The organism is Lentzea roselyniae (genome assembly GCF_039537795.1).
In the GTDB taxonomy this organism is placed as follows: Bacteria; Actinomycetota; Actinomycetes; order Mycobacteriales; family Pseudonocardiaceae; genus Lentzea; species Lentzea atacamensis.
Genome location: NZ_BAABBE010000023.1, coordinates 17,831 through 33,107 on the forward strand (window position 1 = coordinate 17,831; position 15,277 = coordinate 33,107).

Here is a 15,277-nt window from a genome sequence, read left to right on the forward strand (position 1 = left end):
GGCACTGGTCGCGGTGGACGACTAGACAGAGCCGTTCGTGCCGGGCACGAACGGCTCCACCTCACGCGTGGCACTCCAGCAGGGTCTCGGCGGATCCGCCGTACGCGCTCGGGTCCACTTCGGAACAGTGCTGCTTGATCCACTCCTGGCGGCCCTCGTCGTCACGGCCACCACCGCGAGGACCACCGCGTTCACCGGGACTGAGCACGAACTTCAGCTTGCCGGAGCTCACCCACTCCTGCAGCTGGCCGACCGACGGCGCGTTGTCCGAACCGGAGAACCCGCCCATGCCGATCACCACCTCGTCCGAGCCCATGATGTACGGCGCGGCCGCCTGCGCCGGACCCGAGACGGCGAGCGTGATCTCGGCACCGCCGCTGTTCTCCTTGGCGTAGTTGAGGATTCGGCGTTGCTCCTCGGTCAGCTCACCGCGGTTGCCGCCCATCCCCGGCATCATGCCGATCTGCGGACGGTTCTGCCGGCCGTTCGGCTGAGCGCCGGGAGGCGGGTCACCACCCAGCGGCATCATCGGCCCGGCGGCGGGCATCACGCCGTTGCCGGTGGCCCTGGCAGCGGTCGCGGCCGACCACACCGCGGGCGTCAGCAGCACCGCGACCAGCGCGGCCACCAGGCCCGCCCGGCGCAGGCCCGCCAGCAGCCCGATGATCGCAACCACGGCGATCCCGAGCACGGCCCACCGCGTCCACCCGTGCCAGGCGGTGTCGCGGGAGACCACGGCGAACGCCCACGCTGCGGTGATCGCGACCGACAGCGGCAGCAGGAAGCGCACGCGGCTCCTGGCCCGCCAGAACATCATCAGCCCCGCGGCGCTGATCGCGGCGATCGCGGGCGCCAGCATCGTCGTGTAGTAGGGGTGGAAGATGCCCCTGGCGAAGCTGAACACCGCCGCCGCGACCAGCAGCCAGCCGCCCCACATGAACCAGCCCGCCCGTTCGGGGGCGTTGCCGGGAATCCCCGCCCGCCGTCGCAGGACCCCCGCGACGGCGACAGCGGCCAGCACGAGCAGCGACAACGGCAGCAGCCACGAGATCTGCCCGCCGACCGCCGCGTCGAACATTCGGGCCGGACCGGCCTGGCCGCCGAACATCGCGCCGGGACCCGTCTCGACGCCGTTGGGCCCGTAGAACATCATCTCCGGCTGCTGGCCGCTGCCTCCTCCCCGGTTGCCGCTGCCGCCGAACACCCGGCCGAGGCCGTTGTAGCCGATGATCAGGTCCCACGCGCTGCCGTCCGTGCTGCCCCCGATGTACGGCTTGAACCCCGGCCACCAGGCGTGCAGCGCCACCCACCAGAACGACGACGCCACCAGCACCGCAGCCGCGGCCAGCAGGTCGAGGATCCGCCGCTTCACCGGCGCGGACACCCCGACCAGATAAGCCAGCGCGAACGCCGGCACCACGATCCAGGCCTGCAGCATCTTGGTCAGGAACCCGCAGCCGATGAAGAACGCGCACCACAACAGCCACTTCGTCCGAGTACGGCTTTCTTCGGCACGCACTGACCGCGTGAACGCACAGGCCGCGGCCACGAGCAGCAACACCAGCAACGTGTCGGGGTTGTTGTCCCGGTTGATCGCCACGGTGATCGGCGTCAGCGCCAGGATCAACGCGGCGAGCAACGCCACCTTCTCGTCGGCCCACAACCGGACCGTGCGGTGCAACAGGAACACCGCCGCCACACCCTCGATCACCTGCGGCAGCAGCACGGCCCAGCCGTGGAACCCGAAGATCCACACGGCGACAGCCTGCGGCCACAACGCCATCGGCGGCTTGTCGACGGTCACCACACCCGCCGGGTCGAACGAGCCGAACAGGAAGTTGGTGAAACTCGTCGACATGGACTTCGCGGCGGCCGAGTAGTACGCGTTGCCGATCTGACCGGCGCCGATCGCCCACACGTACAGAACCCCTGCCACCAAGCAGATTCCTGCGAGCGCCCAGCCGGGCCAGCGAGAGGGGCGTGCGGGTTCCGGCGCGTCAGCGGGAGAGGCCACTTCTGCAGTGGCGGTCATGCGTGGTCCTTTCGGTCGTCCCGGCGGAACACCCAGCTCCGCAACAGGAAGAAACGCCCCACGGTGCCGATGGCCGACGAGCCGAGCAGCACCATCAGCTCCAGCGCGCGGGGAGGGTTGTGAACGGCCGCGTGCAACACGAGCAGGGCGGCCGACGTGAACGCGTAGTAGAGGCCGAACACCACGAGGCCCTGCAGATGTGTCCTGCCACGGGCGGTGTTGCGGGCCGTGAAGGTGAAGCGGCGGTTGGCCTCCGTGTTGAAGAGAGTGGTGATCACCAGAGCGGCGAGGTTGGCGGTCAGCACCGGCCACCAGAGCCGGAAGACGCCGTACAGAGCCAGGTTCGCGAGCGTGGAGATCACGCCGATGACCGCGAACGACAGCATTTGCCAGGAGAGCCCGCCCTCGCTGCGGCTCAGTACGGCGTCGGGGTGGATGGCGCGGGGCTGCGGCCGGCGAGGCAGCCCGCGAACGAGCGCCGTGCCGTTGGCCTTGGCCCGCGCCACGCGGATCAGGCCCTTGATGTCGTCGATCGCGGTGCTGACGACGTCGACCCGGCTGTCCACGTCCTCCACCCAGTCCACCGGCACCTCGTGCACGCGCAAACCGTTGTGTTCGGCCAAAAGCAGCAGTTCGGTGTCGAAGAACCACGCCTCGTCGCGAGCCCGGTCGAGCAACGGCCGGACGACCTCTGTCCGCGCCGCCTTGAAGCCGCACTGGGCATCGCTGAACCGAGCTCCGTGCGTCAGCCGGATCAACGCGTTGTAGCCGCGGGAGACGAGCTCGCGCCGAGGCCCGCGAACCGTCCGCGAACCGGGCGCCAGCCGCGAGCCGATCGCGAGATCGGAGTGCCCGTTGAGCAGCGGCGCGACCAGCGGCAGCAACCCGTCCAGGCCGGTGGAGAGATCGACGTCCATGTACACGACGACGGCCGCCTCGCTGGCACCCCACGACTCCCGCAGGGCCAGTCCGCGGCCCTTGCGGTCGAGGTGGTGCACGCGCACCCGCTCGTACCGCTCGGCCAGGTCCCTGGCCACCTCCAGGGTTCTGTCGATGCTGGCGTTGTCCACGACCACGATCGACCAGTCGAACGGGAACTGCTCCTCGAGAAAACCGTGCAGCACCTCGACGCAGCCGGGCAGAGCGCGTTCCTCGTTGTAGACGGGGATCATGATGTCGACCGTCCCCGTGGCCTGTGCGGTGCTCACCGCCATTGGTTCTCCGTTCCACTGTGGACACAGCCGTGACCGCTGCACCACCGAGCGTGCTGACGCGGTCGTGAGAACGTCCTTGGCTTCTGCTGAGAGATTCGTGAGAGGCGGCGGTGTCACACAGCGGACTCACAGGCTTCGTCTCTACCGTCGCTGCCATGCGACTGCTCGTGGTGGACGACGACCCGGACGTGCGGGACAGCCTGCGCCGCAGTCTCGAGTTCGAGGGCTACGAGGTCACCACCGCCGCGGACGGGGCCGAGGCGTTGCGCCTTCTCACCGGCGTCGACCTCGCGATCCTCGACCTGATGATGCCGGGCGTCGACGGCTCGGAGGCCTGCCGGCGGCTGCGTGCGGCGGGAGAGCGGCTGCCCGTGCTGATGCTCACCGCCCGCGACGCGTTGGGCGACAGGGTCACCGGCCTGGACGCGGGCGCCGACGACTACCTGGTCAAGCCGTTCGCGCTGGAGGAGCTGCTGGCCCGCGTCCGCGCCCTGCTCAAGCAGAACCGTCAGCGGACCATCCCGGACCTGCTGCACTTCGCCGACCTGACCATGGATCCGCAGGCACGCGAGGTCACCAGGGCCGGTCGGCGGCTCGACCTGACCCCCACCGAGTTCGACCTGCTGGCGGTCTTCCTCGGCGATCCGGGGCGTCTGTTGACCAAGCAGTACCTCAAACACGCCGTGTGGGGCCACGACCAGGGCACCAACAACCTCGACGTGTACATCGGCTACCTGCGCCGCAAGACCGAGGCAGACGGCCGCTCCCGCCTGCTGCACACCGTGCGCGGCATGGGTTTCATCCTGCGCGAGCAGTCACCGTGAAGGCCCCGGTGTTGCTGCGCGGCAAACTCGCGTTGATCACCGCCTGCGTGGTGGCCGTGGCCATCGGCGGGATCAGCGTCGTCACCTGGCTCGTCACCGAGCACAACCTGCGCACCCAGTTGGACAAGTCGATGCTCGCGAGCCTGCCGGCGCCCGTCGTGGGACCACCGGCACCGGGGCTGAGGCGGGAGTTCAAGCTGCGGTGCGACGTGGGCGTGCCCAGCGCGGGGTTGCAACAGGTCCTCCAGGGCATCCAGCTGCTGAAGCTGGACGGCAGCACGTGCGCACCGCCCGGCGTCGACCCGGCCGTCACCGCGCCCGGCGATGATCAGGCGAGCACGACGACGTTCCGCGACGGCCAGACCGCGTCGGGCACGCCGGTGCGGGTCCTGCTGGTACCGCTGGACAACGGCGACGTCCTGATCCTCAGCCGCAGCCTCGTCGAGATCGACGACACGCTGACCGCGCTGGCCGGCGTGCTGGTGGGCGTCGCGGTTCTCGGCACGCTGCTGGTCGCCGGGCTCGGCCTGTGGCTGACCCGCCGCGCGCTGGCCCCGATGGAGCGCCTCACCGAGACCGTCGAACACATCGCCCGCACCGAGGACCTCACCACCCCGGTCACCGTCTCCGGCCAGGACGAGGTCGGCAGACTCGGCCGCGCCTTCACGGCGATGACCCGGGCACTGGCCGAATCCCGCCGCCGCCAGCGAAATCTCGTCAACGACGCCGCCCACGAGCTCCGCACGCCGTTGACCAGCCTGCGCACCAACATCGACCTGCTGGTGCGCAGCGAACGGACGGGTCGTGAGCTGCCGCAGCGCGGCGAGGTCCTCGACCGTCTGCAGGCGCAGAGCCAGGAGTTCAGCGACCTGGTCACCGAGCTCGTCGTGCTCGCCCGCGACGACCGCGAGCTCGCCCGCGAGCCCGTCGAGGTCGCCGAGGTGATCGACCGCGCGGTGAAACGCGCCCGCAGCCGTGCCCACGACCACGTCTTCGACGTCGACCGCTCGCCGTGGCGGACCACCGGCGACGCGGCCGCGCTCGAACGCAGTGTGCTGAACCTCCTGGACAACGCGGTGAAGTTCGCCCCGGCGGGTTCCACCATCACCGTCCGCTCCCGGCCGGGCTGGCTCACCGTGACCGACGAGGGTCCCGGATTGCCGGTGGAGCACCGGGAAGTGGCGTTCGAACGGTTCTGGCGTGCCCCAGATGCCCGCGGCCTTCCCGGTTCCGGTCTGGGACTCGCGATCGTGGCGGACATCGTCGCGGTGCACGGGGGTTCCGCGCGGTTCGTGCCGAACGGGCGGGGTGCCTCGGTTCGCCTCAACCTGCCGACGATCGTCGGTGGTTGACGCGGGCGGCTCTGCACCACGGTGGTGGTATGGACCGCACACACCGGCGCCCTGCCCTGCTGATCACCGCGCTGTTATCGGTCGCGATGATCACCGCCGGCAACTCAGCCGCTTCCCCTGACCAGCCAACACATCCGTGGCAGTTCGACCACTGGCCGCAGCAGCAGCCCTGGCAGCAGACCAGGGACGCGGCTCGCGTGGCGGCACTCCCCGGGTTCCCCGGCCCCGTCGACCCGCAGAACTGGGTCAACCCCGACCACATGACGTGGGAACGGGACTACAAGAAGATCCCCGGCACGAACTGGGCCGACCCGTCGGTGCGCGGTTCGGTGCGCAACTTCAAGGGCGCGCTGGTCCTTCTGGACTACCCGAACCAGTCGTTCGTCGTCACGCAGCCCAGGAGCTCCACGGTGTTCGGCAACCCGAGCGCCGAGGCCAACGGTGTTCCCCGCGACCAGGTCGCGCAGTTCTACCAGGACTTCCTCAACAAGCCGAACGGCCTCAACCGCGGCCACACCGTGCACGAGTACTGGATGGAGACCTCCGGCGGGCGCTACGGCGTCGAGCTGAAGGCGTTCGGCCCGTACACGATGCCGGGCAAGGACCACGAGTACGCCATGGAGTTCCAGGGTGGCACCGGCTGCCCGGCCGGTGACTCGTGCAACCGCAACATCCGCACCGACGGCCGTGCCGCGTGGGTCGCTGATGTCGGTTCGGAAGTGCCCGCGGGTTACGACTTCATCTACTACCTGTCGGCTGGCCAGGACGAGTCCGGCACGTGGCAGGAGTTCGGGATGATGAAGTTCCGGACCAAGGAGGACGTCACCGACGACTTCGGCCCGCCGGACCCGGCGCTGCCGAACTGGTCGCGCACCCGTTACGTCGACTGGACGTCGTGGGCGGCGGGTTCGTCGATCTGGCCCAACGCGGGCGGCGGTTCGTCCACCCAGGCAGAGAGTTCGGGCCAGGGCGTGTACGCACACGAGCTGAGCCACATCCTCGGCATCGGCGACAACTACAACAACCCGTACGGCAGCCCGCCGCGCCGCGACTACAGCGGCCCGTGGGACATGCTGTCGCGCGGCTCGTTCAACGGTCCGGGCGGCCCGCACTCGCGCTGGACGATCCCCGCCACCGGTGGCGGATCCCTGGGCGCGCAACAAACCCTGCGCAACAAGATCAAGCTCGGCGTCGTCGACGAGCGCAACGTGCTGCGCCTGTCCAGGGAAGCGCTCGCCGGCTCCGGCACGGTGATCGCGAAGATCACCGCCCGCGAGGTCAACCCCGGCACGAACGGCCGGACGGGCATCAACCTGGCGTTGGGCACCGGTGACAAGTCACCCGCGTGCAACGTCACGACCAACCCGTTCTGCGACGGCGGCGGCTACAACAACTACACGCTCGAAGTCGTGGACAGGATGGGTGCCGACTCGTTCACGCCGGACGCGGGTGTGTTGCTGGCCAAGACGAAGAACCAGGACGCGGCACCGTTCACGTGGGTGATCGACGCCAACCCGCAGGACATCGGCATGACCGACTACGTCCTGCCCGACGGCACCAGGGTGCCCATCACGGTCGGCGACTACCGGCAGCTGTCGGACGCCCTGTTCCACGCGGGCACGAACTCGGGCAGCGAGTACGAGTACGTCGACGCGGCCAACCGCCTGCACTTCTACGTGCTGGACGTGCAACGCGACGCGCGCGGCATCTTGTCCTACACGGTGGCGATCCGGTCGCTCGACGGCGCGGGCCCGCAGCAGCGGGGTGTGCGGGTCGGCCCTGCCGCGGCTCGCGTCGACGGCTCCGGCGTCGCGACGTGCCGCTTCCCGCTGACCAACACCGGTCGCACCGCGCCGCCGGCGGGTCAGCACCCCGAGCCCGTCGACCAGTACCTCGACGGTGACGTGTACCGCGTGACAGCGAAGGCGGAGAACGGCTGGTCCGTCTCCGTGCCGAACTCGTTGGCCACGGCCAAGTTCGGCGGCCGCGTCGATGTTCCGGTGCACGCGCAGCGCGCCAATGGGCCGGTGATGTCGAAGGTGACTCTCACGGCCACGTCGGAGAGCAACCCGGCCAAGACCGCGACCGCCACCTGCACGGTGACCGGACGCTAACGGTTCCGGAGGCGCACCTAGACCGACTCGTCCAGGTGCGCCTCCCACACCTCGTGGGCCTCCGTGTGCGAGGTCGTACCGACGAAGAACGCCTCGGCCAGCGCGTCGAACTCCGGGTCGTCGCAGTCCGCGTTCATGAATTTGGGCTTGTGCACCGCGAACCCGCGCGGGTCGTCGGCCGTGCGGTAGGGCACTGCCAGCTGCACGCTCTGCCGGTACGGGCCGTACTGCACGGCCTCGACGATCAACGCGTCCGTCTTGCCCTGGTCGAGGTGGACGTAACCGTCGGCCACCAGCACGGCGCCGATCCAGCTGGGGTCGCCGTCCGCCAGCGCGTCCTGCCCGGCGCGGACACCTTCCGCGTAGTCGTCGTACATCAGCCGGTCCATGCCGTACTCGCCGTCGGCGTGCAGGTAGCCGATCAGCGGGACGAGCGTCTCTCCCTCTGATACGCACCAGATTCCGTGTGCGGTGAAGAACCCGGCCAGCCGGGCTGTCTCGATCATGGCGGACACCATGCCAGGCACGCGCGGCCCAAGTGTCCGGAACGGAGAATTCAGCGGGACCGAGCGGGCCTGCGACGCTGCTGTCGTTGCTGTGGAACGGGTCCGGAGGTCAGCATGACGAGACACGCCAGCAGCAGGATGGCACCGCACGCCACCCACGTCAGCGTCCTGACCGCGGAAACCGCTGCGGGCACGCCGATGCCGAGCAGCAGCAACGGCATGCCCAGCGCGTAACAGATCCCGGCCGCGAACGTTCGCCCAGACCCGTTGACGAGCAGCGGAACCGCGGCGATGCCGGCGAGCACCGCGAACGCGAGCCAGGCGTACGTCAGTCCGGTGTGCAGTGCGATGGTGACGTCCAGGCCGCCCTTCGCCCGGATCGCGAACTCCGTCTCCGCCTCGTGCCGGAACGCCACGGCGGCCCGTGTGCCCGCGGCTGCGGCTGTGATCACCAACGACGCGCCCAGAATCGTGCGACCGCGCCGGACCGGATCGACTCGTTTCCTGGTGTCCACGCACCCAGTCTGCGGGGTTTCGCGTGCGACTTCGCGTCGCACACGCCGAGGTGCACTCAGTAGTGGTACGGGATTCGCGCCATCGGTTCCACCAGCTCACGCTCCTCATAGGACAGATGTGAGAGCAGCGTGTCCGTGAGAACGTCGACGGCGTCCTGCAGGTCCACGATCCGCTTCGGGTCGCCGACGGTGGCGACGAGCGCGGCGTCGACGCGTTCGAGGACGTCGTGGATGACGTGGTGCTCCTCGGTCAGCCGGTCGAGCACCGGGCCGAGACGCTCATCTCCCCGCCGCAGCTGGGGGTAGAGCGACCTGTCCTCGTGCGTGTGGTGGATCGTGACCAGGCGGCAGTAGCTCTCGCAGTACGCGCCCATGGTCCAGTTGTTCTGGCGCATGGTCATCGTGTTGATCTCCGAACGGGCGTCGCCCACCGCGAGCGTGCCGTCGGCGACCTGCTTCACCAGTGACCGGACCTTGTTCAGCTCCTGCCGCAGGTGGTCGTGCACGTCGATCAGCTGCCGGCCGAGCGCACGGCCGGACGCGGTGTAGACGGCGTCCGCTTCGGGTGCCGGGCCGGTCGGGCGCTTCGACTCGTCCCACGGTCGTTCGGCCGAGAGCCGGGTGCCGTCGTCCGGCGTCGGGATCACGCCGAGCCGGTCAACGGCCGGTGCTTTTGGGCCTCTGCGCTCCTCTTCGACGATCTCGCGCACGGCTGGTGCGACTTCCTCGGCGAACCTGCGCACATCGTCGTCACTGTTGACCATCAGGATGAACCCGCTGATGCCCTCGTTCAGCACGAGCCCGGCGAGCTGCTCGGCGGTGAACGTGTCGTCGATGTTGTAGAGCCTGCGGATGTCCCTCGGTGACCGGCCCGCCTCTGCCGCGGCCCTGTCGATGATCGCGTTCATTCCGGCCAGCTGCTCCGGCGGCGCGTACGGGCTCGACGGCAGCCACCCGTCGCCGAGACGGCCGACCAGCCGCAACATCCGCGGCTTGTACGCGCCGACCCAGATGCCGACGTCGTGCGCGGGGAACGGCCCGGGACGGGCGCCGTTGAGCGAGTAGTGCTTGCCCTGCAGGCGGATCCCGTGACCGGGTGTCCACAGTGTCCTGATCACCGCGATGGCCTCTTCGAGCGCCTCGACCGACTCGGCCGGGGTGCGGTGCGGCCCGTCCATGGCGGCGATGGCGTCCCAGAACGCCCCGGCGCCGAGCCCGAGCTCGACGCGTCCGCCGGTGATGACGTCGAGACTCGCGGCGGCACGCGCGAGCATCGCCGGTGGCCGCAACGGCAGGTTGGCGACGTTGGGAAAGACGCGGACGTTGGTCGTGGCCGCGGCGATGACCGACAACGACGTCCACGTGTCGAGGAACGTCGCGTTGTAGGGGTGGTCCTGGATGCTGACGAGCTCCAGTCCGAGCACGTCGGCGGTCTGCGCGAGCCGCAGCGTGGCGCCGAACTGGTCGGCTGCCGGTGGCAGGAACACCCCGAACTCCAGCGAGTGACCGTAATCTGGCATGCAGAAAGTATGCCACACAGATGTTCTGTTCTGCAGACGTTCTGCCGGGGCTATCATTGGCCGGGTGACCGCCCTCGACGACGACTTCGGCTGGACCCTCGGCGTGATCTTCCGCGCTTACGTCAAGGCGACGAACGTGGCGGTCGGCGACCTGCCGGGCGGCCACCGCGGCTACCAGATCCTCACCGCCGCCACCCGTGACCAGCCCGAAAGTCAGTCCGCGCTCTGCCAGCAGCTGGGCATCGACCGCACGGTCATGACCTACCTGCTCGACGACCTCGAACGCGCCTCGCTGGTGACCCGCCGCCCCGCACCGGCCGACCGCCGCACGCGCCTGGTCGTGGCGACGGAGACCGGCCGCGCCCGCCTGGCCGACCTCGACCGGCGGCTGGCCATGGCCGAGGCGCACGTGCTGGCCGGGCTGGCTCCTGACGAGCAGGTCGCGCTGAAGTCGTTGCTCTCCAAGCTCGCCGTGCACGCCAACGCCGCCGATCCGGTGGACAACGCCTGCCAGGCCCTGCAGGACATCGCCGCCGGCACACCATGATCTCGCTCAGGAGCCTTTGCCGGTCCTGGCGGTCGTTGCCACCTTCACGACCGCGTCGGCCTGCGGCGCCTTCTGCACCGGCACGGCACTCGAAGCCCGTCCGGCGTCCGGCACGCCGCTGACCCTGGAAGCCGTGCTGACCTCCGACGGTTCACCCGTCGCCGGAGGCCGGGTGGCGTTCTACACGCGAGCCACCGGCCCGACCGGCGGCGAGGAGGGGCGCCTGATCGCGCAGGCCACGACCGATTCCTCCGGCGTGGCACGGCACGTGGTGCAGAGCGGCGAGCGGGCCCTGGCCTACGAGGGCGCGACGCTGAACGGCTACCAGGCCACGTTCGACAACCTCGACGAGTTGAACGGCGTGCGCTACTGCTCGTCGTCGGCCGACGGAAGTCTCCGCGGCTAGCCGAGCACGGCGTTGAGCAACCCGGCACTGCCGAAGATCAGCACCAGCGTGGCGAACAGCCACCCCGCCCGAGCCCCGAGCAGGCGGCGCTGGGCTGTTGCTGCCCGCGTGCCCTGACGTTGAGCGCATCCGCGCGCAGCACGCAGGCCAGGGCGCCGAGCCAGATCACGAAGACCAGCAGGAACACCCGGTGGCCGAAGACGCCCGCCGCCAGCAGCCCGATGAGGATCGGTGTGAAGGCCGCGATCCACAGCCGGCGAGTACCCATGGCGGCGATCGTAGGTCCTGGTCAGGCCAGACCCTGGGGGAACGCGAACACTCGGTCCGGGTCGTACCTGCGCGCGACGGCCTTGAGGCGGCCGAGGTTGCGGCCGTAGTAGGTGCGCTGCCAGTTCGGCATCTGCGGATCGAGGTAGTTGACGTAGCCGGTCTCGCCGAACATCCGGCCCAGCTCGTCGCGGGCGGTGCCCATCGCCTTGCGGGCAGCGGTTTCGCCGGCGGCGAGGGAGACCTCGACCTGGATGCTGCCGATCGCGTCGCGGTGCGGGTACGCCGTGGACGGACCGTCCGCGATGGCGCCACCCACAGCGTCGATCATGTTGTAGGAGTTGGGGGTTGTGCGGAAGAGCTCCGCCAGGGCCTGAGGGCCGGAGATCGGGCGGAACAGCATGCGCGAGGTCGCGACGTACTCACCGCGGGGCTGCCCGCCGCCACCGCCGCCCCAGCTCGGCTGACAGGACCTGTCGGCGATGGAGCACCACGCGAACTCCTCCATCGCGGCGAGGAAGGTCTTCTCGGTCTCGCTCCGTTTCGTCGGCTGCGAGCCGACGCGGCGGACCAGATCGTCGATCAGCGGCTTCGCGTGTGCGGCGGTGCCGATGAAGCACCCGTGGATGCCCGGCGACGAGTCCGGCCCGCCGCCGACGCCGAAGCTGGTGGTCATCGCCCGCGGCGCCCGCGCCTGCCAGCGCGGCCACGCGTCCAGCAGCGCGGGCAGTGCCGCGGGGGCGAACTTGAGCCGGAACGTCGTCATGGTTCGCGCGGGCTCGGTGTGGAACGTGAACCGGGTGACGATGCCGAAGTTGCCGCCACCGCCGCCGCGCAACGCCCAGAACAGATCTGCGTGCTCCGTCGGGCTGACGACGCGGTGCACGCCGTCCGGCGTGACGATCGTGGCCTTGATCAGCCGATCGCAGGTGAGACCCATCTGCCGCCCGGTCATGCCGATGCCGCCGCCGAGCGTGAGCCCGGAGATGCCGACCGTCGCGCACGTGCCTGCGGGCATCATCCGCCCGGCCGACGCGAGTGCCTGGTAGAGGTCGATGAGGAGGACTCCGGCATCCACGTCGGCGGTGCCGTCGGGGTGGATCTCGATCCGGTTGAGGCCGCGGACGTCCACGACGAGCGCGCCGTCCGCGGTCGAGTAGCCGGGGTAGCTGTGCCCGCCGCACCTGGCGGCGATGCGACTGCCAGAGCGCCGGGCTTCATCGAGACAGCGCTGGACGTCCGCCACCGAGGTCACCCTGGCGATCGCGCTCGGCCGCTGGTGGTCGTACATCGGGAAGTAGCCCAGCTTGGCCTCCGCGTAGCCGGCGTCCCCCGGCCGGATCCAGCGCACGTCCATCGGGGACATTCCGGTGAGCGTGACCGCCGACAACGTTCCGAGACCGGCTGCTTTGAAAAATGATCTACGGCGCACGTCGAATGTCCTTTCTCGGGGAATGGAACGGGAATGTAGGGCAGTGGTGCTGGAGTGAACAACCCCCAATTCGACCGGCAGTTCAGATGTGTGAACTCCTTGACGACGCGACGAGGTTTCCGTCAAAGTCTGGCCACTCCGGCCTTCGACATATTCGGGAATTGCCATGTCTCATGTGTTCTCACGCCGCGCCGCAATCGCCGCCGCGGCCACAATGGCGACCGCCGCCGCGATCCGGCCCGCGAACGCGGCACCGGCGGGGCCACTGCTGCCCACGGGAAAGCAACACCGGATCCGGTCGGGCAGGCAGAGCCTGGTCGTGGCGGAAGTGGGTGCGGCCCTGCGGTCGTGGACCGTGGACGGCCAGGAGATGCTGCTGTCCCACCCGGCCGACTCGATGGGCGACAGCCACCTGGGCAAGATCCTGCTGCCCTGGGTCGACCGGCTCGACGGCGGCAAGTACACCTTCGGCGGCACCATCCACGAAACGCCGATCAGCGAGCACTGGAGCAAGTGCGCGATCCACGGCCTGATGGGCTTCCTGCCGTGGACCGCCACCAGGCACGAACGGGACCGGCTGGTGCTGAGCTGCGTCCTCTACCCGCAGTACGGCTACCCGTTCACCCTGCGGTTTCGGGTCGAGTACGTGCTGAGCCGCGCCGGTCTGCGGCTCTCGGTGACCGCGGTCAACGCCGGGCGGCAGCCCGCGCCGCTGAGCAGTGGCTACCACCCTTACTTCCGGGTCGGCCCGACCATCGACGAGGCCTCGCTGATGCTGGCCGCCGGCACCAAGCTGATCTTGGACAAGCGCCTGATCCCGATCGGCCGGGCACCGGTCGCGGGCACGCCGGACGACTTCCGGACCCCCAAGGTCCTCGGCGCCACCAAGATCGACGCCTGCTACACCGACCTGTTGCGCCCTCGGCAGGACAGCGCGGTGGCCTCGCTCACCGGCCCGGACGGCAGGCAGGTCGAGCTGTGGGTGGACGACTCGCACAGGTACCTGCTCATCTACACCGACGAGTACCCGGCAGGCCGTCCGCCGCGCACCGGCATCGCCATTGAGCCGGTCACCGCCGCACCCAATGCGTTCAACAGCGGTGACGGCCTCATCGTGCTCGAACCCGGAAAGTCCTACACCGGTTTCTGGGGAGTGCGGACGAACCTGCTCTGATCATCCAGAAATGAGCCACGGGAAGGATTGCCCTTTAGTGCCGTCTCACTTCGAGCAGGCAATTGTGCGAGTGTCGGGAAGAGTAATTGTCTCAATTGGTGTTGCGAGTGGTGCACACGTTCAGGACCGTCCCGCGTGCGGGCGCGGAGGTGAGGAGCGCTGACCCGTACCGGTAGAACTCTCCCGATTCCACCGCCCTGTTTGACGGCAAACGCTATGGTGCGGCGGGGGAGGGGAAGGCATATGTCCGGATACGAGGTGGACATCGCCGCGCTGCGGCGGCGCGGGTGATCTCGGAGTCGACGCCGCGCGGATTCGCGGCGCCCAGATGCTCGGCATGATGCCCGATGGCACCGAGATGTACGAGCACTACTGGAAGAACACCGGTGAGCCCAAGGAGTTCGACTACGAGAAGGCGTACCGCGACGACTCGGGCACGCGGCCGCGGAGGAACTCATCCGCAACGGCTACACCAACTTCCCGATGACCGGGCAGGCCTCCGTCGCGCAGCCGTACCCGACCACCGAGAACTGGCGGAAAGCCGTTGGCGGGTACCAGGTCTGGAGCCACTCCAACGTTCGCGTCGAGTGCAACAAGGTCACGATGGAGATCACCGTCAGGGGCGAGGACCGGTACAACTTCAACCGCGGCCAGGCCGACATCGCCACCGGCGCCGGCGACAACGACAACGGCCGCTTCACCGAAATCGGCTGGGCCAAGCCCTTCGACACCCACGGCACGATCACCAGAACCGTCACCTGGGAACTCGGCCACCCACCCGGCGGCCCCACCGGCCAGCCGGGCGAGGATCGTGACCCTCGCGGAACGAGCCGCGACCGGGGCCCCACCCCGGACAACCCCAGGGAGCGTCGGTGAGGTTCACCAGGTTGATCGCCGTGCTGCTGACCGCGGTGATGACCGTCGGCTGTCAGTCCTTGTGGAACGGAGGAACGAACGTGCGCACCACCGACACCGCGGAGAAGTCCGGTACCGGCGAACTCCGAACCGGCCTCGAGCCGCTCACCAAGCGTTTCCCTGCGCTGGACGACGTGGAGCAGGCCCGCTGGATGTCGGGCACCCTCGGCTCCGATCGAGCGCCCGGACCGTCGACCTACTGGATCGACGCCGTGGTCACCCTGCCCGAGAGCAAGATCGACGAACTGAAGTCCGCCTACGCGCCGGAGAGCACCGGAAAGTCACCGGAGGTCGTCGAAGGGCTGCGCGCCGAACTGCCCACCGGCACGTTTCTGACCAGCGATCGCCTCGACCAGGCCTTCAGCCACGACAAGTGGTTCGCCAAGGCCTATCTCGTCCCGGACCGCCGCGCCCTCGTGCTCGTCGCCACCGGAACCTGAGCTGACGAACGCAGCCGGG

The 15,277-nt window shown here is 69.3% G+C and carries 16 protein-coding genes; 9 read left to right on the forward strand and 7 right to left on the reverse strand.

The window, feature by feature from the left end:
* Nucleotides 1–61: 61 nt before the first annotated feature.
* Both ABFX45_RS32625 and ABFX45_RS32630 read right to left on the reverse strand, forming a co-directional pair.
* Nucleotides 62–2,032: an ArnT family glycosyltransferase gene (locus tag ABFX45_RS32625; protein ID WP_346134137.1), complete on the reverse strand. Its 1,971-nt coding sequence runs from the start codon at nt 2,030–2,032 to the stop codon at nt 62–64.
* Entirely contained in the window at nt 2,029–3,246 is a 1,218-nt protein-coding gene (locus tag ABFX45_RS32630) for a bifunctional glycosyltransferase family 2/GtrA family protein (protein WP_428834262.1), read from the reverse strand. Before ABFX45_RS32630 ends, ABFX45_RS32625 begins: the two co-directional genes overlap by 4 nt.
* Before the next feature lie 155 nt (nt 3,247–3,401).
* Between ABFX45_RS32630 and ABFX45_RS32635 the strand changes: the two genes are divergently transcribed.
* The 3 genes from ABFX45_RS32635 to ABFX45_RS32645 are packed head-to-tail and all read left to right on the forward strand — an operon-like array spanning nt 3,402 to nt 7,536.
* Nucleotides 3,402–4,070, forward strand: coding sequence for a response regulator transcription factor (locus ABFX45_RS32635; protein ID WP_346134139.1), 669 nt, complete (start codon nt 3,402–3,404; stop codon nt 4,068–4,070).
* Entirely contained in the window at nt 4,067–5,422 is a 1,356-nt protein-coding gene (locus tag ABFX45_RS32640) for a HAMP domain-containing sensor histidine kinase (RefSeq protein ID WP_233439395.1), read from the forward strand. The genes ABFX45_RS32635 and ABFX45_RS32640 overlap by 4 nt, the downstream gene beginning before the upstream one ends.
* A gap of 29 nt (nt 5,423–5,451) precedes the next feature.
* Nucleotides 5,452–7,536: a M6 family metalloprotease domain-containing protein gene (locus tag ABFX45_RS32645; protein ID WP_346134141.1), complete on the forward strand. Its 2,085-nt coding sequence runs from the start codon at nt 5,452–5,454 to the stop codon at nt 7,534–7,536.
* 17 nt (nt 7,537–7,553) lie between these two features.
* On the opposite strand, the gene ABFX45_RS32650 is transcribed toward ABFX45_RS32645, so the two are convergent.
* From ABFX45_RS32650 to ABFX45_RS32660, 3 genes are read right to left on the reverse strand one after another with little or no spacing between them, the layout of a single operon-like run.
* The gene (locus ABFX45_RS32650; RefSeq protein WP_346134143.1) at nt 7,554–8,042 is read right to left on the reverse strand and encodes a hypothetical protein; all 489 of its coding nucleotides are present in this window, start codon (nt 8,040–8,042) and stop codon (nt 7,554–7,556) included.
* A 50-nt stretch (nt 8,043–8,092) separates the two neighbouring features.
* Nucleotides 8,093–8,557 carry a hypothetical protein gene (locus ABFX45_RS32655; protein WP_109635011.1) on the reverse strand — a complete coding sequence of 155 codons (465 nt, stop codon included), beginning with the start codon at nt 8,555–8,557 and terminating at the stop codon, nt 8,093–8,095.
* 56 nt (nt 8,558–8,613) lie between these two features.
* Entirely contained in the window at nt 8,614–10,077 is a 1,464-nt protein-coding gene (locus ABFX45_RS32660) for an LLM class flavin-dependent oxidoreductase (RefSeq protein ID WP_346134145.1), read from the reverse strand.
* Between the two features lie 64 nt (nt 10,078–10,141).
* Between ABFX45_RS32660 and ABFX45_RS32665 the strand changes: the two genes are divergently transcribed.
* Nucleotides 10,142–10,624 (forward strand): MarR family winged helix-turn-helix transcriptional regulator, encoded by a 483-nt coding sequence (locus ABFX45_RS32665; protein WP_233439394.1) that lies wholly within the window; start codon nt 10,142–10,144, stop codon nt 10,622–10,624.
* 16 nt (nt 10,625–10,640) lie between these two features.
* Nucleotides 10,641–11,030, forward strand: a complete 390-nt coding sequence (locus ABFX45_RS32670; protein ID WP_346134147.1) for a hypothetical protein — start codon at nt 10,641–10,643, stop codon at nt 11,028–11,030.
* Nucleotides 11,031–11,067: 37 nt separating this feature from the next.
* On the opposite strand, the gene ABFX45_RS32675 is transcribed toward ABFX45_RS32670, so the two are convergent.
* Together ABFX45_RS32675 and ABFX45_RS32680 are read right to left on the reverse strand one after the other, a co-directional pair.
* Nucleotides 11,068–11,298, reverse strand: a complete 231-nt coding sequence (locus tag ABFX45_RS32675; protein ID WP_346134149.1) for a hypothetical protein — start codon at nt 11,296–11,298, stop codon at nt 11,068–11,070.
* A gap of 21 nt (nt 11,299–11,319) precedes the next feature.
* Nucleotides 11,320–12,663: an FAD-binding oxidoreductase gene (locus ABFX45_RS32680; RefSeq protein WP_346134151.1), complete on the reverse strand. Its 1,344-nt coding sequence runs from the start codon at nt 12,661–12,663 to the stop codon at nt 11,320–11,322.
* Between the two features lie 232 nt (nt 12,664–12,895).
* Between ABFX45_RS32680 and ABFX45_RS32685 the strand changes: the two genes are divergently transcribed.
* The 4 genes from ABFX45_RS32685 to ABFX45_RS32700 all read left to right on the forward strand — a co-directional run bounded on the left by ABFX45_RS32685 (nt 12,896) and on the right by ABFX45_RS32700 (nt 15,258).
* Entirely contained in the window at nt 12,896–13,903 is a 1,008-nt protein-coding gene (locus ABFX45_RS32685) for an aldose 1-epimerase family protein (RefSeq protein ID WP_346134153.1), read from the forward strand.
* Between the two features lie 337 nt (nt 13,904–14,240).
* Complete coding sequence (locus ABFX45_RS32690) at nt 14,241–14,390, forward strand: hypothetical protein (protein ID WP_346134155.1); 150 nt, start codon at nt 14,241–14,243, stop codon at nt 14,388–14,390.
* Nucleotides 14,387–14,779 (forward strand): hypothetical protein, encoded by a 393-nt coding sequence (locus tag ABFX45_RS32695; protein ID WP_346134156.1) that lies wholly within the window; start codon nt 14,387–14,389, stop codon nt 14,777–14,779. The genes ABFX45_RS32690 and ABFX45_RS32695 overlap by 4 nt, the downstream gene beginning before the upstream one ends.
* A complete protein-coding gene (locus tag ABFX45_RS32700; RefSeq protein WP_346134158.1) occupies nt 14,776–15,258 on the forward strand; it encodes a hypothetical protein in 483 nt (160 codons plus the stop codon). The genes ABFX45_RS32695 and ABFX45_RS32700 overlap by 4 nt, the downstream gene beginning before the upstream one ends.
* Nucleotides 15,259–15,277 lie beyond the last annotated feature (19 nt).